The organism is Sanguibacter hominis ATCC BAA-789 (assembly GCF_012396185.1).
Lineage (GTDB): Bacteria > Actinomycetota > Actinomycetes > Actinomycetales > Cellulomonadaceae > Flavimobilis > Flavimobilis hominis.
The window spans coordinates 138,135-161,945 of sequence record NZ_JAAXOW010000004.1 but is presented as its reverse complement, the minus strand read 5'-3'; the positions used below and the strand labels follow the sequence as shown (position 1 = coordinate 161,945).

Below are 23,811 nucleotides of genomic sequence, written 5' to 3'. Positions count from 1 at the left end.
ACACCCTGCGTTCCGGAATTACTGCGCAATCTAGGCGCGGGGTCCAGGGGTGTCAACAGGTGTCCACGCCTGGACCGAGGTGCGGACACCTGGCGGCACGGTGCTGGTGCGAGGATGGCCCCGTGCCCGCACCCGACCTCCTCGACGTCCTCCTCGCCGGAGGGCGCCGCGCCGAGAACGCGACGCACATCGCCCACCTGCCGGCCCGCGAGGGCGTGCACGCCGACTGGCCCGCGTGGGCGGACCCTGCGCTCGTCGCGGGCTACCGTGCGCTCGGCGTCGAACGCCCGTGGCACCACCAGGTCGAGGCAGCCGACGCCGCGTGGCACGGCCGGCACACCGCGCTCGGCACGTCGACCGGCTCAGGCAAGTCGCTCGCCTTCTGGCTGCCCGCCCTCACCTCCGTGCGCGCCGACAGCCTCGCCGCCGCGGAAGGCACCGCCGCGTTCAGCCGCATCGAGAACGTCCGCTCGCGCGGATCCGTGCTCTACCTGTGCCCGACCAAGGCGCTCGCCGCCGACCAGCTCAGCGGTGTCGAACGCCTCCTGCGCGCCGCCGACGTCCGCGACCTCCGCGTCGCGACGTGCGACGGCGACACCCCGTTCACCGAGCGCCGCTGGGTCCAGGACCACGCCGACGCAGTCCTGACCAACCCCGACTTCCTGCACTTCTCGATGCTCCCCAGCCACGCCCGCTGGGTGCGGTTCCTACGCTCCTTGCGCTACGTCGTCGTCGACGAGGGGCACGCCTTCCGCGGCGTCTTCGGAGCGCACGTCTCGCTCGTCCTGCGCCGTCTCCAGCGCCTGTGCGCGCACTACTCCGGCGGTCCCGGGCCCGTCTTCCTCGTCGCGTCCGCGACGACCGCCGAGCCCGCGCGCAGCGCCGCGCGCCTCGTCGGGGTGGACGAGCGCGACGTCGTCGCCGTCACCGAGAACACCGCGCCGTCCGGCACCCGCACGTTCGTGCTGTGGGAGCCGCCCGAGCTCCCGCCCGCCGACTCCGGCATCGACGGGTTCCAGGTCGTCGCCCCCTCCGGACCCGGCGCCGACGGCGCCACGACCGGGACCGACGAGTGGTGGGTCGAGACTCCCGAGGTCGAGGACCGTCCCCGGCGGTCCGCGACCGCCGAGGCCGCCGACCTCCTCGCCGACCTCACCTGCGCGGGCGCCCGCAGCCTCGCGTTCACCCGCTCGCGCCGCGGCGCCGAGTCCGTCGCGCTGAGCGCCCAGCGCGCCCTGCACGCCGTCGACCCCGCGCTGCAGCACGCCGTCGCCGCCTACCGCGGCGGGTACCTCCCCGAGGAACGCCGCGCGCTCGAGGACGCGATCCGCACGGGCGCGCTGCGCGCCCTCGCGACGACGAACGCGCTCGAGCTCGGCGTCGACATCTCCGGGCTCGACGCCGTGCTCATCGTCGGGTGGCCCGGTACCCGCATGTCGATCTGGCAGCAGGCCGGGCGCGCGGGGCGCGCCGGCGCCGACGGGCTCGTCGTCTTCGTCGCGCGCGAGGACCCGCTCGACACGTACCTCGTGCACCACCCCGAAGCGATCCTCGACGCCCCGCTCGAGGCGACCGTCTTCGACCCCGGGAACCCGCACGTCCTCGCCCCGCACCTCTGCGCCGCCGCCGCCGAGCTCCCCGTGCGCCCCGACGAGCGCGACACGTTCGGCACGCACGCCGCCGAGGTGCTCGACGTCCTCACCGCGCGCGGCGCGCTGCGCCGCCGCCCGAGCGGCTGGTTCTGGACGCATCCCGAGCCCGCGTCGCAGCTCACCGACCTGCGCGGCACGGGCGGGCAGCCCGTCCGCGTCGTCGAGGCGGCGACCGGACGCATGCTCGGCACGATCGACCAGCCCGCCGCGGACGGGTCCGTGCACGACGGCGCCGTGTACGTGCACCAGGGCGCGACGTTCGTCGTCGACCACCTCGACCTGCAGGACCACGTCGCGCTCGTGCGACGCCGCGACGTCGACTACGGCACGTGGTCCCACGACGTCACGACGATCGCCGTGCAGAGCACCCTTCGCTCGCGGACGTGGGACTCCGGTCCCGCGCCCGTGACGTGGGGCGTCGGCGAGGTCGACGTGACGACGCAGGTCATCAGCTTCACGAAGCGGCGCCTGCCCGGGCTCGAGGTCGTCGGGTCGCAAGAGCTCGACCTGCCGCCGCGGACCCTGTCGACCGTCGCCGTGTGGTGGACCGCTCCTGCCGCGGTCCTCGAGGCGGCCGGCCTCACGGCCGAGACGGTTCCCGGCGCGCTGCACGCCGCCGAGCACGCCTCGATCGGGCTGCTGCCGCTCCTCGCGACGTGCGACCGCTGGGACCTCGGCGGGGTCTCGACCGCGCTGCACGTCGACACCGAGCACGCGACCGTCTTCGTCTACGACGCCTATCCCGGCGGCGCAGGCTTCGCCGAGCGCGGCTACGAGCTGGGCGCGACCTGGCTGCGCGCGACGCGCGACGCGATCGCCGCGTGCCCGTGCACGAGCGGCTGCCCCGCGTGCGTCCAGTCGCCCAAGTGCGGCTCGCAGAACAACCCGCTCGAGAAGGACGCGGCGGTGCGGCTCCTCGACGTCGTCCTCGCGTGCACCCCCGCCCCGCGCGGTGTGCGCGACGGCGAGGGCGCGGAGGGCGACCTCGACCCGGGGCGCGGCCGGAACCGGCGCCCGCACGGCGGACCCGACGCGGCGACAACCGCCCGCTAGCCGACCGGACCGGGTCGGAGCGTCTCGAACCTGGCTGGCGTGCGGCTCACCTTCGGCGTCCGCGCGGCATCGGTGCGACCCTGGCGCTCGGCCCGGGCGATCCATGCGGCGCGGCACTCGGCGGAGGAGAAGCGCACCCGCGCGAGACGAGTCGTTCCCACCGTCCGCACGCCGCAGTAGCCGAGCGTGGCGTGCGTGAGCGACCTGAGTGCGGCACGGCGGTACTGGACGGTGTCCCACCACGCGGGGCTGTCCATCGTCATGATGAGGCGTGCAGTGCGACCGGTGAGGTGCTTGTCCCAGAGCGACGAGCCTGCACGGTAGGAGAACGCAGACCTCGACAAGATCACCCGGTCGATCCACCCCTTGAGCAGGGCCGGGTAGGTGCCCCACCACTGCGGGAACACGAGCACGATGTGGTCGGCCGCGTGGACCGCCGTGATCATCGCCTCGACCTCGGTCTCGCGCGCCGGCTCCTGGTCAGGGCCGAGCCAGCGCTGGAGGCTGTGCTCGCGGGACGCGAGGTCGAAGTCCGTGTCGCCGAGCCGCAGGACGGTGACGTCGGCGCCCGCGGCTCGCGCGCCATCGGCGTACGCGTCTGCGAGCGCCCCGCACAGGCTGTCGCTGCGCGGGTGACCGAGGACGACGAGGATCGAGGGTCGCGCGGTCGAAGTCCGGGCGGGTGAGGGTGGCGTCGTCGAGGTCATCTCGCGCTCTCCTTGGACAGGACGGTACCGAGCATTGCGAGCACGTCAGCGTGGATCCGCTCGAGGTCGAGGTCGGGGCGGTCGACGAACATGTCCTCGAACTCAGCTTCGAGGACGTCCCCGGCCTCACGTGCGAGCCGCAGGCCTGCCTCGGTGAGGGTGAGGACGACCCGTCGAGCGTTCGCGGGATCGGTCTGGGTCTGCACGAGGCCCTTGCCGACGAGGACGGGGACACGCTTGCTCACCGCGGCCTTCGTGACGCCGAGACACTCGGCGAGGTGGGTGACGTCGATCGGTTGCCCCTCCTCGAGCACGGCGAGGAAGGTGAACTGGCTGATCGTGACTCCCCAACGCGCCTGCAGGATGCGGTCTGCGTACGCGTCGAGCGCGGTCGAGAGCTCGTTGATCGAGTAGGTGAGGCGTGTGCTCATACCCGAAGTCAACCCGTTGACACGCGCAGTGTCAACGGGTTGACATCTCGTCGTGCGTCAGGCGCGGACGACGCCGCGCAGCCCGGCCCCGCTCCTCGAGGCTCGGCTCTCGACCCTCAGCTACCTGTACCTGCAGACACCCTCGCCCGCAGGTCCTCGAGCCCCGGCCCCTCGAGCTCGTCGAGGTAAGCGTCCCGCCCTGCCATCGACATGACGAGCGCGAGCGTGCTGCCCTCGGCGCGAGGCCCGGCGCCTGCGCGGAACGGCCCGTCGGAAGCGACCAGCTCCAGGCCTGCGGCGACCTTTCGGCTCGAGACGGCGAAGTCCTGCTTCGCGAAGAACTCCGCGACGGGGGTGAGCGCCTCGACGCTCGGACGCCGCGGCAGGCCCAGCGGTTCGCGGATGTCCTGCGCATGGACGAGGACCTCGCCCAGGTAGGCCGCCGTATGACCTGTCGGGGCGATCGTGCTGTCGACCGCCGCGCGGAACCGCGCGAACGTCTCCTCGGGGTCACGGCCCTTGTGCTCGTCGAGTCGCCTCTGGTTGTGCACGTCGGTGCGGAACCTCGCGCCGACGATGCTCCGGATCCAGCGGCCGCGACCGGTCAGCGCGGCCGCGACCAAGTGCGCGACGACGTCCTCGACGTCCCACCGCCCGCACAAGGTGCGGTGGTGCCACTGCTCCGGCTCGAGCCGGGCGAGGTCGTCTGCGAGCGCGGCTCGTTCCGCGTGCACCAGGCCCCAGAGGCGGTCTCGGTCATCGGTCCTCATGTGTCTCCCCTGCTTCGTGTCGACGGTGGCGCGGACGCGCCGGGTCGGCCGAACCCCCGATCACGGGGCGGCACGTGCGGCCAGCAGCCAGGACGGCCCTGCGCGGGCTGTCGCTTCCACCGACCGCGCACCGAATGCTCCCGAGGCACCGCCACGGTCACGTTCGACGCTGACCGTGACGCTACCGTCGTCTGCCACGATGCACCTGGTGAGACGACCTCCGTTGCGCGTCGCCGCCTCGCTCCCCGTCTCGCAAGCCCCGGAGCGAGCAACCGCGTGGCGCTGCGCTGCCGCGAGCGCGGCGAGGTCTGCCGCAGTCTGAGCGTCTGCCCGCGCGGTGTGCGCTCCCGCGAGGATCGCGACCGCAGCGACGAGCGCCGCTGCGACCGCGAGGAGGGCGACGACCAGGACCGCGGCCGATCCCTCGTCCCCGCTCCCGGCCTGGCCGGTGCTCACTGCTCGACCCATGCGGTCGACGAGGCGCTGACGTGGAACGACAACCAGGACGTCCCGATGTCGCGGCTCACCTCCACGGTGCGCCAGCCCTCGTCCTCACCGGTCATGACTGCGGCGCGGTCGCCCGCGACGCGGCGGGCCGCGGTCGTCACGGCAGCCGGGTCCTCGCCGAGCGACGCCGCGCGTGCCCCCGCACGCGCGGCGCCGGCGACCTGCAGCCGTGTCATCCCGACGTTCCCGACGACGAGCAGCACGAGCAGCAGGACCACGACCGTCGGGAGCAGCACCGCGAGCTCCGCCGTGACGACGCCCGAGTCCCCACGGGGTGCGACCGCCGGCCGCGGCGACCTGCTCATCCGACTGCCAGGGCCTTCTGGACGAGGCCGAGGAGCAGCCCGCGGACCTCGCTCGAGGTGAGGATCACGAGCAGCAGGCCGGCGAAGCCGACCGCCGCGATCAGGACGACTGCGTACTCGGCAGTCGCGAGGCCGGCGTCGCGCCCGCGCACGACGGTCCGCGCCCACCGAGCCCTGGCCCGTGGCGCGAGCCGCACGAGCCGGGCGGGTCCGTGCCGTTCGCGGCGGGCTCGCTCGCGCAGGGCGCCGTTCGGGGCGGTCGGACAGCTCGCGGGCCTTCCCGGCGCGGCGATCGTGCTGGTCATCGTGGTCATGGGTTCCTCCGTCGATCCGTCGCGGCCGGTCGGCCGCGCTCCGAGCCTGCGCCGGCACGTGGCGGCGCCGCTCCGGCTGCACCCGTCCGCGTGCGGTCGATGCGCGGCGGCCGCGCCTGTGGACGGGAGCTGTCACAGAAGTCCCTGCCCGAGAGCCACGACCACCGGCACGAGCCCCATCAAGATGAACGCGGGGAGCAGGCACGTCCCGAGCGGCACGACGAGGCGCACGCCCAGACGTTCCGCGGCAACCTGCGCCGCAGTCGCGTCGTCGTGCGCGAGGCGCGCCTCAGCCGCGTGCAGGAGAGGGCCCGGCGCCGCCCCGTCCACCCAGGCCGGGCGCAGGCAGTCGCGTACGAGCGCGACGACGCGGTCGTCGGCCGTCCGCCGGCGACCGAGGCGCGGGCGCGCACGCGCGCCTGTGTCGGCGAGGCCGTGCCACGCCTCGTCCCACGAGGCTCCGAGCTCGAGCGCGGTCCCCGCACGGGCAAGCCTCGCGCCGTCGGCTCCCGCGACGGCCTGACCCGTGACCCTGATCGCCCGCGGTAGCGACGTGCCAGCGCGCAGCGCCACCGCCAACAGCTCGAGGACGACGCCGAGGTCGACCTCCTCGGCCTGCTCCGCCGCAGGTTCCCCGCCCGCCACGTCGGAGCACCCGGGCGCGGCGACGAGCGGCAGCCGCCGCCCCGTCTCGAGCCCCCGCCACGGCACCACCGCGGCGAGGAGCCCCGCAGCGACCACGACCGCAAGCACGAGGTCGATGGTCACCGCGCTCACGACGACACCCGTCGTCCCCGGGCTCCCGCAGCCTCGCGGACGAGCCGCCGCGTCCAGGCTCGACCCGCGAGCATGAGCAGCGCACCCGCCCCGATGGCCACCGTCGTGACGCCCTGCCCGGCTCCTGACGAACCGGGGCCCGCACCCATCAGCACGGCGACGCCGAGCCCACCGACGGGCAGCCAGCCCAGCAGCCGCGCGGTCGCTCGAGGGCCCGCGAGCGCCGCCGCCCGGCGCGCCTCGCCCTCACGGGCGCGCACGACCGCGGCAGCGACGCCGTCGAGCACGGGGGCGAGCGACGCTCCGACGTCCGCGGCGACGCGGCACCCCGCGACCACGCCCACGACGTGGCGGTCGGGGGACGGAGCGCGCGCGGAGCGGGCGAGAACTCGCGCCCACCCCTGCTCGGCGCCGTCCGCGCACCGTGCCCTCAGCGCCTGGGCGTCCGGAACCCCGGACATGTCAGCGAGCACGCCCACGCGCGCCCACGCCGAGGCAGGCGGCGCTCCCGCCCGAAGCATCGTCGCGACCTCCGTGACGAGCCGGTCGAGCGGGACGCCCGCGTCGCCGCCGCGACGGTCGCGCGACGACGAACCCACGGCACGCGGGCGTGCCACGCCGTCGATCCGCGCCGCCGAGCCGCGTCGGCACCACGCCACGAGCGCCGCCGTGACTGCGACGAGGATCGACGCGAGCGCGGTCACGCGATCCCCCGCACCGCAGCCACGACCGGATCGTCCAGGCCCACCAGGCTCGGCGGGCCGAGCCGCGCGACGAGCCCGTCCCACCCCGGCCCGCGCACGGGCGCACCGTCGTCCCACGTGAGGGCGTCCTCGACGACGAGACGGTCACCGTCGCGGACGACCGCCCCGATCCCTGCGACCTCCCGCCGCCGTCCGCGCCGCTGCAGGTGCACGACGGCGTCGAGCGCGCTCGCGGCCTGCGCCGCCATGGACGCGGACGTCATGCCCGCGAGGCCAGCGAGCGCGTCGAGCCGCGCGGGGACGTCGCCCGGCGAGTTGGCGTGCACGGTCGCCCAACCGCCCTCGTGGCCGGTGTTGAGCGCGAGCAGCATGTCCCGCACCTCGGGGCCGCGGCACTCTCCGAGGACGATGCGGTCGGGCCGCATCCGCAGCGCGGCCCGCACGAGCGCGGAGAGCGTCACCTCGCCCGCGTGCTCGACGTTCGCCTGTCGCGCGGTCAGGTGCACGACGTGCGGGTGCACGGGCGCGAGCTCACGCGCCTCCTCGATGCACACGATGCGCTGCTCGGGCGGGACGAGGGCGAGGACGGCGGCGAGCAGCGTCGTCTTCCCGGTCCCGGTCGCGCCGGACACGAGGACGTTCGCGCGCGCCCGTACGAGGGCCTCGAGCGTCGCCCGGGCCCCGGGCGGGAACGCGTCGGCCGCGTCGAGCGCGTCGATGCCGAGCGCTGCGCTGCGGAGCACGCGCAGCGAGATGAGCGCCCCGGACGTGCACACAGGCTCGATGATGGCGTGCAACCGCGTGCCGTCGGGCAGGCGCGCGTCGACGAGCGGGGATGCGTCGTCGAGCCGCTGCCCGCCCGCGGCGGCGAGGCGCACGGCGAGCTCGCGCAGCGCCGCCGGCCCGCCGAGGTCGACGTGGACCCGGTCGAGGCCCGCGCCGCGATCGACCCACACCTCAGCGGGCCCGTTGACGAGGACGTCGGTCACGGCAGGGTCGTCGAGGAACGGCTGGAGCGGTCCGGCGCCGAGGACGTGCGCGCGGACGTCGGCGACGACGCTCTCGAGCGCACGGCTGCCGAGCACGGCGCCGCGGCTGCGCAGGGCGTCCCGGACGTGCCGGCCGACGTCGGCCCTCTCACCGTCGCGCGCGGCGGCACCGAGGCGCGCCCGGACGTCTGCGACGAGCGTCGCGTCGACCGCCGGCCGCGTCACGCGATCCTGCCGGACGTGAGCTCCGCTGCGGCCGTGCGGGTGGGCCAGGGCCCCCGGACGGCATCGCCGAGGACGGGCGCCGACGCAGCGACGTGGTCGAGCGCCCGGACTGCGGCGCGGTGCAGCCGCGCCCCGCACGGCCCGACGCCACGCTCGACGGCCGCTGCGAGGGCCCGTTCCGACTTCATCTCGGCGGCGACGGGGCAGTCGAGCGCCGCACCGAGCTGCGCCGCCGTCAGCCCTGCGGGGGCGCGGCCGCGCACGACCAGCGCGACGTGCGCGCCGCCTGCTCTCGCCCGCGCGACCACGCCGAGCGCCCCCGCGACCGTGGGGAGGTCCTTGCGCGCCGCGACGAGCACGGCGTCGCACTCGTCGCCGCCCCACGCCGGGGCATCGGGCACCGGGCGCGGGAGGTCCAGCACGAGGGCCGCCTCCCGGCGCAGAGCGCTCAGCACGTCGCGGCGCACGTCGTCGTCGACCGGCTCCCGTCGCGTGCGGTCGACCGACAGGACGGGCACGTCGCCCCAGCGCGGCAGGAGCCCGACGAGCTCGCGCGCGGGGACGTCGCCGCGCGCGTCACGCAGGTCGGGCCAGCGGATGCCCGGCTGGTCCTCGATGCCAAGGAGGACGTCGATCCCTCCCCCGGCGTCGTCGAGGTCGACGAGCACCGCCGGGTGCGGGCCGCGCCGGTGGCGCGCTCGTGCGAGCGCGGCCGCGAGCACGCTCGCGCCCGCGCCGCCACGTGCGCCGCACACCCCGACGACCGCCTCGCGCACCGCAGGCCCGGCTGCTTCTCCCCGCGGGTCCCTCCCCGCCGTGTCCGCCCAGCCCCGCATCGACCGCCTCCCGTCTGAAGCGTGCCCGCACGGGCACACCGGCCAGGTTCGGTCGCGGCGGGTTCAGGCGCCCAGGGCGGGACCGGACGTGCGGGCTCCGGCGTCCGACACCAGGACTGTGGGCGGCACCGACCCGCTCCGACCGACCCGATACGCTCGGCAGGTGGACGCCCGTCAGCCAGCACGACGGACGCCGCCGACCGCGGCGTTCTTCGACCTCGACAAGACCGTGATCGCGACGTCGTCGGTCTCGGCCTTCTCGCGCCCCTTCCTCGCCGGCGGCCTCCTCTCGCGCCGCGGGATGCTGCGCAGCGCGTACGCCCACCTGCTGTTCATGCTGGGCGGCGCCGACGCCGACCAGACAGAACGCATGCGCGCCAACATCTCCTCGCTCGTCACCGGCTGGGACGTGACCCAGGTCGAGGAGATCGTCGCCGAGACGCTCCACGACCTCATCGACCCGTACGTGTACGCGGAGGCCGTCGAGCTCATGGCCGTGCACCACGCGGCGGGCCGCGACGTCGTCATCGTCTCCGCGTCCGGCGCGGAGGTCGTCGAGCCGATCGCGGCGGCGCTCGGCGCCGACCACGTCATCTCGACCCGCATGGAGGTCGTCGCCGGCCGCTACACGGGCGGCATCGACTTCTACGCGTACGGGGAGAACAAGGCGCTCGCGATCCGCGAGCTGGCCGAACGTCGCGGGTACGACCTCGACGGGTCGTACGCCTACTCCGACTCGATCACGGACGTGCCGATGCTGTCGGCGGTCGGGCACGCGTTCACGGTCAACGCGGACCGCGCCTTGCGCCGTGAGGCGGCAGAGAACGGCTGGGGGAACCTGACGTTCTCGCGTCCCGTCGCGCTGCGACCCTTCATCTCACGCACGACGTCGGCCGTCGCCGGAGCTGCAGCCCTCGCTGCGGCGGTCGCGATCGTGTGGGCGGTCTCCCGCCGCCGCCGGCGCTGAGACTCACCCGTCAGCGGACCGCCGGGACGTGGCCGTGACGGTGGAGCGTCGTGGACACGGCCTGCTCCCGCAAGAACGCGAGCAGCTCACGCTCGCCCGACGCGACGACCGGACGGTCGAGCACGGTCGTCCGGCCCGCCCACGGCGCCGCGGCGGCCCGTAGCCCGGGCGTCTCACCGAGAGCCCGCACCCGACCGTGCACAGACCCGCGCGCGACGGCGTCGACGAATCGGTCAGCATCCTCGACGCGCACGTCGCGCACGGTCCGGGCGCCGTGCCCGGCACCGTCCGCAGGACGTACCTCGGCGGGCAGCTCGCCCCAACCCGGGTCGACCGACAAGGTCACGGGCACACCGCACCTCTCGGCCGCCGCGACGACGCGACGCACCTCGACAGCCGATGAGCCTGCGCCGACGCGCACGACCGCGTCCGGTACGGGGACGTACCGCAGGACGTTGCTCTCGACCGTGAGCCGGCTCGGGTCGTGCTCGCGCGAGAAGCGCTCGGCCCAGACACGCTCGTCGGACGCGAGGGACCGCTGGAGCCACGCCTCGGGCTCGGCCCCACGGTCGGGGACTCCCTCGGCGTCGTGCCAGCGGCCGAGCTGGGCGACGTAGTGCGGCCCGCCCGCCTTCGCGCCCGGTCCGACGACCGACTCCTTCCACCCGCCGAACGGCTGCCGCTGCACGATCGCCCCCGTCGTGTGCCGGTTGACGTACAGGTTCCCGGCCTCGACGCGGTCCTTCCACCGGGCGATCTCCTCCTCGTCGAGGCTGTGCAGCCCGGCGGTGAGCCCGAACGCGACGGCGTTCTGCACGTCGATCGCGTCGTCGAGCGTCGCGACGCGCACGACGCCGAGCACAGGCCCGAACACCTCGGTGCGGTGGAACCACGAGCCGGGCTGGACGCCCGAGCGGACGCCGGGCGTCCACAGGCGGCAGCGTCCCTCGGCGAGCCCGGCGGGAGGCACGTCGAGCGGGTGCGGCTCGACGAGCCACGACTCACCCGCCTCGAGCGTGGTGAGCGCGCGCCACAGCTTGCCCTCCGCGGGCGTCGTGAGCGGCCCGACGGCCGTGCCGAGGTCGGTCGGCCACCCGACGCGGAGCGACGTCACGGCGTCGGCGAGCTGGCGCCGCAGCCGGTCGTCCGTGCCCGCCGAGCCGACGAGGATGAGCAGGGACGCGGCCGAGCACTTCTGCCCGGCATGCCCGAACGCCGACCGCACGACGTCGGTGACGGCCACGTCGACGTCGGCCGACGGCGTCACGACGATCGCGTTCTTGCCTGACGTCTCGGCGAGGACGTCGACGTCCGGCCGCCAGCCCGCGAACGTGCGAGCCGTGTCGATCGACCCGGTGAGGATCACGCGTGCCACGTCGTGGTGCGTCACGATCGCACGCCCCACCTCGCCCTCGAGGGCGAGCACGACCTGGACGGTGTCCGCCTCGAAGCCCGCCGCCTCGAGGGCGTCGCGGACGGCGGACATCGCGACCTGCGTGCAGCGCGGCGTGACGTGCGACGGCTTGACGACGACCGCTGACCCGGCAGCGAGCGCCGCGAGGACGGATCCGCACGGGATCGCGACGGGGAAGTTCCAGGGCGGCGTGACGAGGGTGACGCCGTCGGGCTCGAAGGTCGCGTCGGGGTCGTCCTCGAGCGCCTCGGCGGCGAGCGCGTAGTACCGGGCGAAGTCGACCGCCTCGCTCACCTCGGGGTCGGCCTCGGCGACGGTCTTGCCTGCCTCGTGGACGGCGGTCGCGGTGAGGTCGCCGCGGAGGTCCTCGAGCCGGTTCGCGGCGTCGCGCAGGACGGCGGCGCGCACGGACGGCGCGGCGGCGGCCCAGGCCGAGCTGACCGACGTCGCGCGGGCGAGCACCTCGTCGACGTCCGCGGGAGAGAGCACGTACGTCGCGGCGGGGAGGTTCGCGAGGAGCCGGGCGTCGGTGTCGCCGTCGACGAGCGTCGCCGCGCGGGCACGCGTCCCGGGGAGCGCAGGGTCGGCGTCGGACGCGTTGTGGAACGGTTCACGGTCGGGGTGGGCGGCGTGCGCCGGGTGCGCGGGGTGCGCGGGGTGCGCCCCTGGCGGTTCCGGCGGCGCGAGACGGCGCGGGGTGCGGCCGACCTCGCTGCGGCGGGCGACCGCGACGCGGAAGGCCTCCGCCTGCGCCGCCATCGCGTCGGGTGAGCCGAACGCGGCGTGCAGGTAGTTCTGCGGGGCGGCGTTCTCCTCGAGGCGCCGGACCAGGTAGCCGACCGCGACGTCGAAGTCCTCCGGCGCGACCGCGGGCAGGTAGAGCAGCACGCTCCCGGTCGCCTCACGCACGACGCGCGCCTGCGCGGGCGCCATGCCCTGTAGCATCTCGACGTCCATGTGGTCCGTGACGCCGCGCTCGACCGCGACGAGGTGGGCGAGCGCGACGTGGAACAGGTTGTGGCTCGCGACGCCCACCCGCAGGCAGCCGTGGTGGCGCGGTGCGAGGGCGCGGTCGACGAGGTCGAGGAACGACGCATCGACGTCGGCTTTCGTCGGGTACGGCGTGGGCTGCCAGCCGTGGAGCTCCGCCTCGACGTGCTCCATCGCGAGGTTCGCGCCCTTGACGAGTCGCACCTTGACGGGCGCTCCACCGGCTGCACGTCGACGGCGGGCGATGGCGGCGACGCGCTCGAACGCGTCCGACGCGTCCGGGAGGTAGGCCTGCAGCGCGACGCCGAGGCACAGCGGCGCGAGGCCCGGGTCGTCGGCGAGCGCCTCGAACACCTCGAGGGTGAGCTCGAGGTCGCGGTACTCCTCCATGTCGAGGTTGACGAACGTCCCGTCTGCGGCCGCGGCGCGCGCGACCGGGCGCAGCCTGCGCAGCACGCGGTCGCGTGAGCCCGCGGTGTCCCACGTCGAGATCTGCGGGACGACCGACGACGTCTTGACCGAGACGTAGTCGATGTCCGGGCGGCGCACCAGCTCGAGGAGGCGGCGGGCGCGCTCGCGCGCCTGCTGCTCGCCCAGCACGGCTTCGCCGAGGAGGTTGACGTTGACGCGGAACCCCTGGTCGCGCAGCCGCGCGACCTGCTCGCCCAGCCGAGGGCCGTCGTCGGCGACGAGGTGCCCGACGAGGCTTCTCAGCCGCGCCCGCGCGGCCGGGACGACGAGGCGCGGCAGTGCGGGTGCCGTGAGCGCGCCCGCTCCGAGCATGGTGCGGTCGACGACGGACAGGAACGTGCTCGGCCGACCGCGCAGCCTCGCGAGCTCACGCGCGGCGACGGCGTCGTCGCGCGGGCGGACGACGCGATCGACGAAGCGCAGGGCGAGCTCGAGACCGTCCGGGTCGGCGACGAGCCGCGCGAGACGGCGCGTGGTGCGCCGCTCACGCGTCGTCTCGGCGGCCGCCCCCTCCTGCGCGGCGTGCATCCAGGCGCGGGCGAGAGCCTCAGCGTCCGGGACCAGGTCGTCGAAGGTCCGCATCCTCTGATCATGCCGCTGGGAGGCTGCCGCCGCTCCCTGATCTGCGTGGGTGCCCGGCCGCGCGGGGTGTGCGTCTGACGGAGGAACGCCCGGGCGCCCTGCTGGCGCCCGGCTCAAGACTTCGAGAGGCCCTGCGAGATGAGGTCCATGACGGAGGAGTCTGCGAGCGTGGTCGCGTCGCCGACCGTACGGTTCTCGGCGACGTCGCGCAGCAGGCGGCGCATGATCTTGCCCGAGCGTGTCTTGGGCAGCTCGGCCACGACGAGGATCTTGCGCGGCTTCGCGATCGGTCCGATCTCCTTCCCGACGTGGCTGCGCAGCACCTCGACGATCTGGTCCGGGTCCTGCGTTCCGAGCGCTTCGGCGGCGTCCTCGCGCAGGATCACGAACGCGACGACGGCCTGACCGGTCGTCTCGTCCGCCGCGCCCACGACCGCTGCCTCGGCGACGGCCTCGTGCGACACGAGCGCCGACTCGATCTCGGTCGTCGACAGCCGGTGCCCCGAGACGTTCATGACGTCGTCGACGCGGCCGAGGAGCCAGATGTCCCCGTCCTCGTCCTTCTTGGCGCCGTCACCAGCGAAGTAGATGCCCGGGAAGCGGGACCAGTACGTGTCCTTGAACCGTTCGAGGTCACCCCAGATGCCGCGCAGCATCGCGGGCCACGGCTCGGTGAGCACGAGGTAGCCGCCTCCGCCGTCGGGCACGGGGTGCGCCTCGTCGTCGACGACCGTCGCTGCGATCCCCGGGAGCGGCACCTGCGCGGAGCCGGGCTTGGCCTCCGTCACGCCGGGCAGCGGCGAGATCATGATCGCGCCCGTCTCGGTCTGCCACCACGTGTCGACGATCGGTGTGCGGTCGCCGCCGATGACGCGGCGATACCACATCCACGCCTCCGGGTTGATGGGCTCCCCGACCGAGCCGAGCACGCGCAGGCTGGACAGGTCGAAGCGACCGGGGATCTCGTCGCCCCATTTCATGCACGTGCGGATCGCGGTCGGCGCGGTGTAGAGGATCGTGACCTTGTACTTCTCGACGATCTCCCACCAGCGGCCCTGGTGCGGGGTGTCGGGCGTGCCCTCGTAGATGACCTGGGTCGCGCCGTTGACGAGCGGTCCGTAAGTGACGTACGAGTGGCCGGTGATCCAGCCGATGTCCGCGGTGCACCAGTAGACGTCGGTCTCGGGCTTGAGGTCGAACACGGCGTGGTGCGTGAACGCCACCTGCGTGAGATACCCGCCGGTCGTGTGCAGGATCCCCTTCGGCTTACCGGTGGTGCCGGAGGTGTAGAGGATGAACAGGGGGTGCTCGGCGTCGACCCACACGGGCTCGTGGAGCACGTCGGCCGTCTCGAGGAGCTCGTGCCACCACAGGTCGCGGCCGGGCTCGATCGTGACGTCCTGACCGGTGCGGCGGACGACGACGACGTTCGTCACCGTGGTCTCCTCGCCGTCGCGCGGGGCGAGGGCGTCGTCGACGGCAGGCTTGAGCGCGGAGGCCGCGCCGCGGCGGAAGCCGCCGTCGGCGGTGATGACGACCTTCGCCTCCGCGTCGCGGATGCGGGAGCGCAGCGCGTCTGCGGAGAAGCCGCCGAAGACGACGGAGTGCGGCGCGCCGAGGCGCGCGCACGCGAGCATCGCGACGACCGCTTCGACGATCATCGGCAGGTAGATGACGACACGGTCCCCGGCGCTGACGCCGAGGGACGCGAGCGCGTTCGCGGCGCGTGACACCTCCCGCTGCAGGTCGGCGTACGTCAGCGTGCGGGTGTCGCCGGGCTCGCCCTCGAAGTGCAGGGCGACGCGGTCGCCGCGACCCTCCGCGACGTGCCGGTCGACGGCGTTGTAGCAGGCGTTGAGCGTGCCGTCGGCGAACCAGCGCGCGACCGGGGCGCCGGACCAGTCGAGCGTCTCGGTGAACGGCTTGCGCCACGAGAGCCGCTCGCGGGCCTGGTCGGCCCAGAACGCGACGCGGTCGGCAGCGGCCCAGGCGTACGCGTCCTTGTGGACGTTGGCCTGCGCGGCGAACTCGCGCGACGGCGGGAAGGAACGCGTCTCGTGGAGCAGGTTCTCGAGGCCCGGCTCGTGCGCCGGGGCGCCCTGCTGGTCCTGGGCGGGAGTCTCGTCGGTCGTCATCGGTCCTCCGGTGCGCATCGTCGTTGGTGCGTCGGGACCTAGGTCCCTGTCGGGAGTCTAGACCCCGACACACCGGGCGCGTCCGTCAGAGCCTGAACATCCCGACCTGCGCACGGAGGTCCTCGGCGAGCCTCGCGAGCTCGTCGGTCGAGCCCGCGAGGGCGACGGACGCGGACGACGACGACTGGGCGGCGTCGGCGACCCCGGTGATCGGCGGGAAGCTGCGGCTCTTGGGCGTCTCGACGGCCGCACGGGTTCTCCCGGCGCACCCGGGGACAAAGACCCGCCAGGTCCTGGTCGGCTGCGACCAGGACCTGGCGGGTGAAGGTGCTTCTCAGACGCGGGTCAGACGAGCGCGGCGGTGCCGGTCTCCGTGCTCTCGACAGGCGGCTCGACCGTCACCTGCGGCTGCGGCGCGCGGTCGCGGGAGGCACTGACCGCGTAGGCGAGCCCGACCACGACGGCACCACCGACCAGGTTGCCCAGACCGACGACGGTCATGTTCCGCGCGAACTCTGCCCACGACGTCTCGGGGAGCCCCGCCATGAGCCCCACGGCGAAGGACGTCATGTTCGCGACGACGTGCTCGAACCCGGAGGTGATGAAGGCGAGCAGGCACCAGAAGATCGTGAACAGCTTCGCGCCTTCGCTCGTGAGCCGCACGCTCGACCAGATGGCGAGGCAGACGAGCATGTTGCAGAGCACGCCGCGCCAGAAGAGCTCAGGGATCGCCTCGTGGGACTTTCCCTCGAGCATGCCGGCGAGCATCGCGCCGGCCGGGGTGGACCGGTCCAGGAGACCGGTGAGGTGGACCATGCCGCCGAACGCGAACGCGCCGAGCATGTTGCCGAAGAAGCAGAAGAGGATCGTGCGACCGCCCTCCCACCAGCTGATGGCGCGAGAGTACGCACCCTGCGTCATCGTCATCATGGTCGAGGTGACGAGCTCGCCGCCGGCCGTGAAGACAAGGGTCAGCGCGACGCCGAAGACGAGTCCCTGCACGAGCTTTGTCGCGGGTGATCCTGCTGCGAGGAAGGGCCCCGCTGCGGAGACCATGAGCACGACGGCGATGCCGATGTACGACCCGGCGAGCATCGACTGCACGGTGTATGCGATGGGGCGGCGGGTGAAGGCGACCTTGGTGGCCGCCGACTGCGCCTGGTAGGCCATGGTCTCGTCGATGCTCAGCACGTCTCCACGATGCGGGGCGACCGGGCCAGATTCGTGGGACCTTCGGGCTGCGGTCAGGCCCGGCTCGCGTTCGCCACCGCTTCGGCGACGACGGTCGTCACGTCAGGGTTGAACACGCTCGGGACGATGTAGGTCGCGTTGCGCTGGTCGGGGTGCACGGTCGAGGCGAGCGCGCGCGCCGCTGCGAGCAGCAGGTCGTCGGTGATCCGCGACGACTCAGCGTCGAGCAGGCCGCGGAACACGCCGGGGAACGCGAGCACGTTGTTGATCTGGTTCGAGAAGTCGCTGCGGCCCGTGCCGACGATCGTCGCGTGCTTCGCGGCCTCGACAGGGTCGATCTCCGGGGCCGGGTTGGCCATCGCGAAGACGATCGCGTCGTCGTTCATCGTCGCGACGTCGGCGGCGTCGATCACGTTGGGTGCGGAGACGCCGATGAAGACGTCTGCGCCAGCCATGGCGGCCTTGAGCGTCCCGGTGAGCCCGCGCGGGTTCGTGTGCTCGGCCGTCCACCGCAGCTGCTCCGTCAGCCCTGGCCGGCCGGTGTGGACGACGCCGTCGATGTCCGCGACGACGACGTCCTTCGCTCCTGCCGCGAGCAAGAGCTTGAGCACGGCGGTCCCGGCCGCGCCAGCACCGGACAGGACGATCCGCACCGACTCGAGCTCCTTGCCCACGACCAGCAGAGCGTTGATGAGCGCCGCGAGCGCGACGATCGCCGTGCCGTGCTGGTCGTCGTGGAACACGGGGATGTCGAGCTCCTCGCGCAGCCGCCGCTCGACCTCGAAGCAGCGTGGTGCCGAGATGTCCTCGAGGTTGATCCCCGCGAACACGGGGGCGATCGCCTTGACGGTCCGCACGATCTCGTCGACGTCGGTCGTGTCGAGCGCGACGGGGAACGCGTCGATCCCCGCGAACCGCTTGAACAGCGCGGCCTTGCCCTCCATGACGGGGAGCGAGGCGAGCGGCCCGATGTCACCGAGCCCGAGCACGGCGGTGCCGTCCGTGACGACGGCGATGGTGTTGCGCTTGATGGTCAGGCGCCGCGCGTCGGCGGGCTCCTTGGCGATCGCCTCGCAGACGCGCGCGACGCCGGGCGTGTAGATCATCGACAGGTCGTCGCGGTTGCGGATCGGGGTCGTCGGCTCGATGCGCAGCTTGCCGCCGAGGTGCAGGAGGAACGTGCGGTCCGAGACCCGGTCGACCTCGACGCCTGCGACGTGGCGCAGCGCCTCGACGATCCGCTGCGCGTGGGCGTCGCCGCTCGTCGCGCACGTGACGTCGACGGTCATGCGGGCGGAGCCGGACTCGGTGACGTCGATGCCGGTGACGAGGCCGCCCTGGTGCTCGATCACGGTCGTCAGCTCGCTGACGACGGTCGGCCTCGCCTCGACGTGGAGGCGCGCGGTGATGGACGACGAGACGCTCGGCGCTGGGCTCATGGCTTCATTGTGCTCGCGGCCTGCGGCGCCAGCCAGACGCGGACACGCGAACGGCGCCCCAAGCGGGACGCCGTCCGGTCAGCAGGAACAGGGGTTATCAAGCGTGCAGTGTGCTGTGTCGAGAGCAGCGGCCCCGTTCACAGGTCCTATGCGTGGACTGATCGCGCGTGGGTTCCGCCTGTTCCTCTGTGCTGTTATGACTCCATTCTGGCCCCGAGAATGGCGGAATATCAAGGCTCTCAGGCCCTGGTCTTTTCATCTGCCAACACCTAGCGTGGATTCTTGGGGCCTGCACCGACGAGGTCGGCGACGTCGCCCACGAGGATGCTCGACGCCGTCACGGCGTCGTCCTCCGTCGTCCCCGTGACGCTCACGGCGTCGCCCACCGCGAGGCTCGACACCTCGCCGTCGTCGACCAGGGAGACCGCGGTCTCGTCCGACGTCGTCACCGTGACCTCGGTGCCGTCGGCCGTCGTGAGGGTGAGCGTCCCGTCACCGATCGCGCTGATCTCGCCGCTCGTCGCGCCGGGGAACGCGGTGGGCGTCCCGCCGTCCGGGAGCGCGCCGTCCGGCAGGTCCCCGCGCGACTGCGGGAACGCCCCGGCCTGGCTCCCACCGGGACCACGCCCGGTGTCGTCGCCCCCGAGAGCCGTGCCGGTCAGCACGCCGCCCGCGAACAGGACGGCGCCAGCGACGACGGCACCGAGCACCGTGGTCACCGTCGACCGTCTGTGCTTCGTGAAGACGATGCGGCCACCGTCAGGCAGCGTCTGAGGCTCCCCGGCGAGCAGCGCCTCGGGGGTCGTGCCGGGTGTCGTGGCGGCAGCGGGGTTCTCGTGAGTCATGTCAGCTCCAGGTGTCGATGAGGTGGTGGGGTTCAGTCGTGGCGCAGGGCGTCGACGGGGCGCATCGCCGCCGCGCGCCAGGCGGGATACCCGCCGAAGAGGACGCCGACGCCGAGGGAGACGGCGAGAGCGAGGACGACGGAGGACCGCACGATCACGGGTTCGATGCCCATGATCGTGAAGCGCGACCCGACGAGCGCCGCGAGCACGCCGAGCGCGCCGCCGAGCAGGGAGAGCAGGGTCGCCTCGGTGAGGAACTGTCCGAGGATCGCGCCGCGGCGCGCCCCGAGCGCCTTGCGGATGCCGATCTCGCGGGTCCGCTCGGTGACGGTGACGAGCATGATGTTCGTGACGCCGATCCCGCCGACGACGAGCGACAGGACGGCGACCGCAGTCAGCATGGACGTGAAGGTGCTGGTCGCAGAGCCGGCGGTGGACAAGAGCTGGGACTGGCTCGAGACCGTGAACGGGTCGTCCTCGCCCGCGGTGACGCCGAGGGCGTCGCGCAGCACGACGGTCGTCTCGATGACGGCCGCGGAGACGTCGTCGGCGCTCGTGGCGTCGACGACGATCGTCGACAGACCTCCGTAGCCCGAGATCGTGCGCTGCATGCGGCTCAGCGGCATGACCACGAGGTCGTTCGTCGAGGACGTCCCCGCCGAGTCCTTGGCCGCCATGACGCCGTTGACGACGTAAGGCGTGGAGCCGACCACGACGGTGCGACCCACGGGGTCGTCGTCGCCGAACAGCGTCTCGGCGATCTCGGCGCCGAGCACGACGACGCGCCGGGCAAGCTCCTCGTCGTTCGCGGTGAAGCCCGTGCCGAGCGCGACCGGGGAAGCGGTCGCGTCGAAGTAGCCGGCGCTCGTGCCGACCACCTGCGCGCTCGCGCTCAGCGCGTCCACGGCGACGGTCGCCGAGGACGTCACCTGCGGCACGACCGACGCGAGGTGCGGCGAGCCGCCGGACGCGATCGACTGCTCGAGCGCGGCGACCGTGTCGAGGGTCAACGTCTGGTCGCGGACCGCCCCCGAGGGGACCCCGCCGGACGACGAGCGGACCGTGATCGTCGTCGTGCCGAGGGCACGGATCTGGTCGGTGACCGCCTGGGCGGACCCGTTGCCGACACCGACGAGCAGGATCACCGAGCCGACGCCGATGAGCACGCCGAGCAGGGTCAGCACCGACCGCAGCGGGTTGGCGGCCATGCCGCGCAGGGCGCTGCGGGTGACGTCCCACGCGTTCACCGGGCCACCCCCGCAGGTTCGCGGCGCGGTCGCGGCTGGTCGAGGCCGTCGTCCGTGCGGTCGTCCGCGACGATCCGGCCGTCGCGCATGTGCACGACCCGGCGGCAGCGCGCCGCGACCTCGTCCTCGTGGGTGATGAGCACGATCGTCGCCCCGGCGTCGTTGAGCCGCCCGAAGATGTCGAGCACCTCCTCGGTGGACCGAGAGTCGAGGTTGCCGGTGGGCTCGTCCGCGAGGATGAGGCGCGGTGCGTTGACGAGGGCGCGCGCGACCGCGACACGCTGCTGCTGGCCTCCCGAGAGGGCGTTCGGCTCGTGCTCGGCGCGGTCGGCGAGCCCGACGATCTCGAGCGCCGCCTGCGCTCGCGTGCGCCGCTCGGGCGGCCGGACACCCGCGTAGACCATGGGCAGCTCGACGTTCGCGCGCGCCGTCATGCGGGGGACCAGGTTGAACGACTGGAACACGAAGCCGATGCGCCGCCCGCGGACGGCCGCGAGCTGGTTCTCGGTCAGCATCGCGACGTCAACGCCGTCGAGCCGGTACGTGCCGGCCGTCGGGACGTCGAGGCACCCGAGGATGTTCATCATCGTGGACTTGCCGGAGCCGGACGCGCCCATGATGGCGACGAGGTCGCCCTGCTCGACGACGAGGTCGACGCTGTCGACGGCCCGTACCTGCGACGTGGGGTCCTCTCCGTAGACGCGGCTGACGCCGCGCAGCTCCAGGACGGTGCTCATCAGTTGCCTCCCGGCAGCTGGCCGCCGGTGAACCCGCCGGTACCGCCCGGGACGCCCCCGGGGAAGGACCCCGAGTCCGGGAAGCCGCCCCGCTGCTCGCTCGTCGTGGCGGTGCCGACCTCGGTGTCGACGGAGACGACGACCGTCTCGCCGGCGGTGAGCCCGGACGTGATCTCGGTGAGGGAGTCACCCTGGACGCCGATCTCGACGGAGCGCACGGAGGTGCTGCCGTCGGTCGCCTGCACGGTGACGCTGCCGGTCGTGACGCCGTCGGTGGTCGTCGAGACCTCGACGGCCTGGCTCGAGACCGCGACGACGTCGGTCGCGCTCTCGGTCGTCACGGTCACGGAGGCGGTCTGTCCCAGGCGGACGCCGTCGGGGACGGCGTCGAGGGTGATCGTCGCGCCGAACGTCACGACAGAGCCTGACGTGGTGCCGACGGGGTCGAGCGCCGTGACCGTGGCCTCGGCGGTGACGTCGTCGACCGCGGGGAACGTGACGGTCGCGGCCTGACCGACCTCGAGCCTCGCGGCGTCGGCCTCGTCGAAGGTCGCAGCGACCTGCATCCTCGCGAGCGAGGAGATCGTGACGAACGCGCTCGAGGTGCTGGCGCCGGAGACAGCGCCCGACGCGCCCGACGCTGCGGACGTGGCAGCGCCTGTCGACTGCCCGACGGCGCCCGTGACCGCGGTGACGACGCCCGTCACGGGTGACGTGAGCGTGAGGTCGTCGAGCGCGGCCCGCGCGTCGGCGAGGTTCGCCTGCGCGTCGGCGAGCGTCGCGAGGGCCTTCGTGAGGTTGGCCTGGGCGGAGGAGCGCTGGGCCTTCGCGGACGTCACCTGGGACTGTGTCCCGGTCGGCGCCGCGCTGCTGGTGCCCGCACCGGACGAGGTGACGGTCGGGCTCGCCTTCGCCTCCTTCTCGGCAGCTGCGGCCGCTTCTTTCGCGGCCGCGAGCGCATCCTGCGCCTCGGTCACCGCCTCGTTCGCGGACGTGACGTTGAGCCTCGCGGTCGCGACCTGCGCCTTGGCCTCGGTCACGGCGTCCTGCGCGGCATCGATCAAGTCCTGCACCGAGTCGTCCTCGAGGGTGCCGAGCAGGTCGCCCTTCGTGACGGTGTCGCCGAGGGCGACGTCGATCGACGCGATCGTGCCCGACGTCGCGAACGAGACGTCCGTGACCTTCGCCGAGCCGAGGTTGCCCTGCGCGGCGATCGTCGCCGTGACATCGGCGCGCTGCGCGGTCACGGTGCGCACCGCCCCCGTCGCAGCGTCGGCGCTCTGACCGTCGCCTGGTCGCAGCAACCACCATGTCCCGGTGCCGACGAGGACGAGGGCCGCCACGAGGGCGGCGTTGATCAACAGGCGTCTGCGTGAGGTCATGGCACGAGCGTCACGCCCGCACCTGGGACGCCTGTAGGTCGAGCCTGTGCCTGGCCTGTGACCACCGTGGGCCAGATGCCGGGGGTACGCCGTCGCGCGTGCGACGTCACCGTGGTGGACTGGACGGGTGAACATCCTCCTCGTCCACAAGAGCCTCGACACGGCCGACGCCACCGCAGTGCGCTCCCTCGCCGGGCGCGCCGAGGAGCAGGACGGCACCGCGCCGCTGTCCGGTCAGACGCTCCTCTGGCTGTCCGCGCAGGCGCCGGTCGTCCACGTCCTCGCGCACGACGGCGCAGGCGCGCTGGTCGGTTACGCGCAGGTCGACGTCGGCGGCGACGAGCCGTCAGCCGAGCTCGTCGTCGCGCCCGAGCTGCGCCGTCGCGGCATCGGCACCGCGCTGCTCGACGCGGTCGCGGACGTCGCACGCGACGTCCCCGCCGCGACGGGGAGGCACGCCGCGGCGTCGACACCCGGCGCGTTCTCCGTGTGGGCGCACGGCAACCTGCCCGAGGCCCTCGAGTTCGCGGCTGCGCGCGGCCTCGAGCCTGCCCGCGAGCTGTGGGTCATGTCGCGCGACGTCGAGCCTGCCGTCGGCACGGTACTCCCGGGCGGTGGCGCTCCGGTCGAGCCCGCGACGGAGGCCGCGGTCGAGTACCCCGCCCTGCCGATGGGGACCCGGCTGCGCTCGTTCGAGGTCGGGCGCGACGAGGACGCGTGGCTCGCGGTCAACGCGCGGTCCTTCGCCACGCACCCCGAGCAGGGCCGCCTCACGCGCGACGACCTGCAGGCCCGCCTCGAGGAGCCCTGGTTCCGCGCCGAGGACCTCCTGCTGCTCGAGGACGCCGGCTCAGGAGCCCTCGCGGGCTTCGTGTGGGTCAAGGTCGTCGACGAGAGCGGCGGCGAGCTGTACGTCGTCGGTGTCGACCCTGACTCGCAGGGGCGCGGTTACGGGCACCTGCTGACCGCCGTCGGGCTCGCGCACGTCGCGGCGCGCGGACTGCCCCGCGCGTTCCTCTATGTCGACGCGGACAACGTCCCCGCCGTCGCGACCTACCTGCGGGCCGGCTTCGAGACGACGGCCCGCAGCGTCCGCATGCGGTCGACGCGCGCCTGAGCGCCCTCAGGCGGTCGCGCGGCG

General features: G+C 73.7%; 21 protein-coding genes. 3 read left to right on the top strand and 18 right to left on the bottom strand.

From position 1 onward, the window contains the following. Positions 1–122: 122 nt before the first annotated feature. On the top strand, positions 123–2,705 hold the full coding sequence (locus tag HF995_RS12130; RefSeq protein ID WP_168448068.1) for a DEAD/DEAH box helicase: 2,583 nt from the start codon (positions 123–125) through the stop codon (positions 2,703–2,705). Here HF995_RS12130 and HF995_RS12125 read toward each other — a convergent pair. From HF995_RS12125 to ssd, 10 genes are all read right to left on the bottom strand, one after another. After that, a complete protein-coding gene (locus HF995_RS12125) occupies positions 2,702–3,412 on the bottom strand; it encodes an NAD(P)H-dependent oxidoreductase (RefSeq protein WP_168448067.1) in 711 nt (236 codons plus the stop codon). The genes HF995_RS12130 and HF995_RS12125 overlap by 4 nt on opposite strands. Beyond that, positions 3,409–3,843 carry a MarR family winged helix-turn-helix transcriptional regulator gene (locus HF995_RS12120; protein WP_168448066.1) on the bottom strand — a complete coding sequence of 145 codons (435 nt, stop codon included), beginning with the start codon at positions 3,841–3,843 and terminating at the stop codon, positions 3,409–3,411. Before HF995_RS12120 ends, HF995_RS12125 begins: the two co-directional genes overlap by 4 nt. A 116-nt stretch (positions 3,844–3,959) precedes the next feature. After that, a complete protein-coding gene (locus tag HF995_RS12115) occupies positions 3,960–4,613 on the bottom strand; it encodes a maleylpyruvate isomerase family mycothiol-dependent enzyme (protein ID WP_168448065.1) in 654 nt (217 codons plus the stop codon). 60 nt (positions 4,614–4,673) lie between these two features. Next, positions 4,674–5,069: an Rv3654c family TadE-like protein gene (locus HF995_RS12110; RefSeq protein WP_168448064.1), complete on the bottom strand. Its 396-nt coding sequence runs from the start codon at positions 5,067–5,069 to the stop codon at positions 4,674–4,676. Beyond that, positions 5,066–5,425, bottom strand: coding sequence for a TadE family type IV pilus minor pilin (locus HF995_RS12105; protein WP_168448063.1), 360 nt, complete (start codon positions 5,423–5,425; stop codon positions 5,066–5,068). Before HF995_RS12105 ends, HF995_RS12110 begins: the two co-directional genes overlap by 4 nt. Continuing rightward, positions 5,422–5,739: a DUF4244 domain-containing protein gene (locus HF995_RS12100; protein ID WP_168448062.1), complete on the bottom strand. Its 318-nt coding sequence runs from the start codon at positions 5,737–5,739 to the stop codon at positions 5,422–5,424. Before HF995_RS12100 ends, HF995_RS12105 begins: the two co-directional genes overlap by 4 nt. Before the next feature lie 132 nt (positions 5,740–5,871). Then, complete coding sequence (locus HF995_RS12095; protein ID WP_210727455.1) at positions 5,872–6,516, bottom strand: type II secretion system F family protein; 645 nt, start codon at positions 6,514–6,516, stop codon at positions 5,872–5,874. Next, positions 6,513–7,220 carry a type II secretion system F family protein gene (locus tag HF995_RS12090; RefSeq protein WP_168448061.1) on the bottom strand — a complete coding sequence of 236 codons (708 nt, stop codon included), beginning with the start codon at positions 7,218–7,220 and terminating at the stop codon, positions 6,513–6,515. Before HF995_RS12090 ends, HF995_RS12095 begins: the two co-directional genes overlap by 4 nt. After that, entirely contained in the window at positions 7,217–8,434 is a 1,218-nt protein-coding gene (locus HF995_RS12085) for a TadA family conjugal transfer-associated ATPase (protein WP_168448060.1), read from the bottom strand. The genes HF995_RS12090 and HF995_RS12085 overlap by 4 nt, the downstream gene beginning before the upstream one ends. Continuing rightward, positions 8,431–9,270, bottom strand: coding sequence for a septum site-determining protein Ssd (ssd, locus tag HF995_RS12080; protein WP_168448059.1), 840 nt, complete (start codon positions 9,268–9,270; stop codon positions 8,431–8,433). Before ssd ends, HF995_RS12085 begins: the two co-directional genes overlap by 4 nt. A 163-nt stretch (positions 9,271–9,433) precedes the next feature. On the opposite strand from ssd, the gene HF995_RS12075 reads away from it, so the two are divergent. Then, positions 9,434–10,237 carry an HAD family hydrolase gene (locus HF995_RS12075; RefSeq protein ID WP_168448058.1) on the top strand — a complete coding sequence of 268 codons (804 nt, stop codon included), beginning with the start codon at positions 9,434–9,436 and terminating at the stop codon, positions 10,235–10,237. A 10-nt stretch (positions 10,238–10,247) separates the two neighbouring features. Here HF995_RS12075 and HF995_RS12070 read toward each other — a convergent pair whose 3' ends face one another. From HF995_RS12070 to HF995_RS12035, 8 genes are all read right to left on the bottom strand, one after another. Then, positions 10,248–13,694 carry a proline dehydrogenase family protein gene (locus tag HF995_RS12070; RefSeq protein ID WP_168448057.1) on the bottom strand — a complete coding sequence of 1,149 codons (3,447 nt, stop codon included), beginning with the start codon at positions 13,692–13,694 and terminating at the stop codon, positions 10,248–10,250. A 113-nt stretch (positions 13,695–13,807) separates the two neighbouring features. Then, on the bottom strand, positions 13,808–15,829 hold the full coding sequence (gene acs / locus HF995_RS12065; protein ID WP_210727454.1) for an acetate--CoA ligase: 2,022 nt from the start codon (positions 15,827–15,829) through the stop codon (positions 13,808–13,810). A gap of 345 nt (positions 15,830–16,174) precedes the next feature. Next, positions 16,175–17,020 carry a formate/nitrite transporter family protein gene (locus HF995_RS12060; protein ID WP_168448055.1) on the bottom strand — a complete coding sequence of 282 codons (846 nt, stop codon included), beginning with the start codon at positions 17,018–17,020 and terminating at the stop codon, positions 16,175–16,177. A gap of 53 nt (positions 17,021–17,073) precedes the next feature. Then, a complete protein-coding gene (locus HF995_RS12055; RefSeq protein ID WP_168448054.1) occupies positions 17,074–18,459 on the bottom strand; it encodes an NAD-dependent malic enzyme in 1,386 nt (461 codons plus the stop codon). A 269-nt stretch (positions 18,460–18,728) separates the two neighbouring features. Then, positions 18,729–19,304, bottom strand: a complete 576-nt coding sequence (locus tag HF995_RS12050; protein ID WP_168448053.1) for a hypothetical protein — start codon at positions 19,302–19,304, stop codon at positions 18,729–18,731. A 32-nt stretch (positions 19,305–19,336) separates the two neighbouring features. Next, the gene (locus tag HF995_RS12045; protein ID WP_168448052.1) at positions 19,337–20,551 is read right to left on the bottom strand and encodes an ABC transporter permease; all 1,215 of its coding nucleotides are present in this window, start codon (positions 20,549–20,551) and stop codon (positions 19,337–19,339) included. Continuing rightward, complete coding sequence (locus HF995_RS12040; RefSeq protein ID WP_168448051.1) at positions 20,548–21,288, bottom strand: ABC transporter ATP-binding protein; 741 nt, start codon at positions 21,286–21,288, stop codon at positions 20,548–20,550. Before HF995_RS12040 ends, HF995_RS12045 begins: the two co-directional genes overlap by 4 nt. Continuing rightward, entirely contained in the window at positions 21,288–22,670 is a 1,383-nt protein-coding gene (locus HF995_RS12035; protein WP_168448050.1) for an efflux RND transporter periplasmic adaptor subunit, read from the bottom strand. Before HF995_RS12035 ends, HF995_RS12040 begins: the two co-directional genes overlap by 1 nt. Positions 22,671–22,797: 127 nt before the next feature. Between HF995_RS12035 and mshD the strand changes: the two genes are divergently transcribed. Continuing rightward, positions 22,798–23,787: a mycothiol synthase gene (gene mshD, locus HF995_RS12030; RefSeq protein WP_168448049.1), complete on the top strand. Its 990-nt coding sequence runs from the start codon at positions 22,798–22,800 to the stop codon at positions 23,785–23,787. The last annotated feature ends 24 nt before the right edge of the window (positions 23,788–23,811 follow it).

Bases quoted from the DNA above. Each gene is read 5' to 3' on its own strand.
- HF995_RS12125 (WP_168448067.1), bottom strand. From the start codon at position 3,412: ATGACCTCGACGACGCCACCCTCACCCGCCCGGACTTCGACCGCGCGA.
- HF995_RS12120 (WP_168448066.1), bottom strand. From the start codon at position 3,843: ATGAGCACACGCCTCACCTACTCGATCAACGAGCTCTCGACCGCGCTC.
- HF995_RS12115 (WP_168448065.1), bottom strand. From the start codon at position 4,613: ATGAGGACCGATGACCGAGACCGCCTCTGGGGCCTGGTGCACGCGGAA.
- HF995_RS12105 (WP_168448063.1), bottom strand. From the start codon at position 5,425: ATGAGCAGGTCGCCGCGGCCGGCGGTCGCACCCCGTGGGGACTCGGGC.
- HF995_RS12100 (WP_168448062.1), bottom strand. From the start codon at position 5,739: ATGACCACGATGACCAGCACGATCGCCGCGCCGGGAAGGCCCGCGAGC.
- ssd (WP_168448059.1), bottom strand. From the start codon at position 9,270: ATGCGGGGCTGGGCGGACACGGCGGGGAGGGACCCGCGGGGAGAAGCA.
- HF995_RS12070 (WP_168448057.1), bottom strand. From the start codon at position 13,694: ATGCGGACCTTCGACGACCTGGTCCCGGACGCTGAGGCTCTCGCCCGC.
- acs (WP_210727454.1), bottom strand. From the start codon at position 15,829: ATGACGACCGACGAGACTCCCGCCCAGGACCAGCAGGGCGCCCCGGCG.
- HF995_RS12055 (WP_168448054.1), bottom strand. From the start codon at position 18,459: ATGAGCCCAGCGCCGAGCGTCTCGTCGTCCATCACCGCGCGCCTCCAC.
- HF995_RS12050 (WP_168448053.1), bottom strand. From the start codon at position 19,304: ATGACTCACGAGAACCCCGCTGCCGCCACGACACCCGGCACGACCCCC.
- HF995_RS12040 (WP_168448051.1), bottom strand. From the start codon at position 21,288: ATGAGCACCGTCCTGGAGCTGCGCGGCGTCAGCCGCGTCTACGGAGAG.
- HF995_RS12035 (WP_168448050.1), bottom strand. From the start codon at position 22,670: ATGACCTCACGCAGACGCCTGTTGATCAACGCCGCCCTCGTGGCGGCC.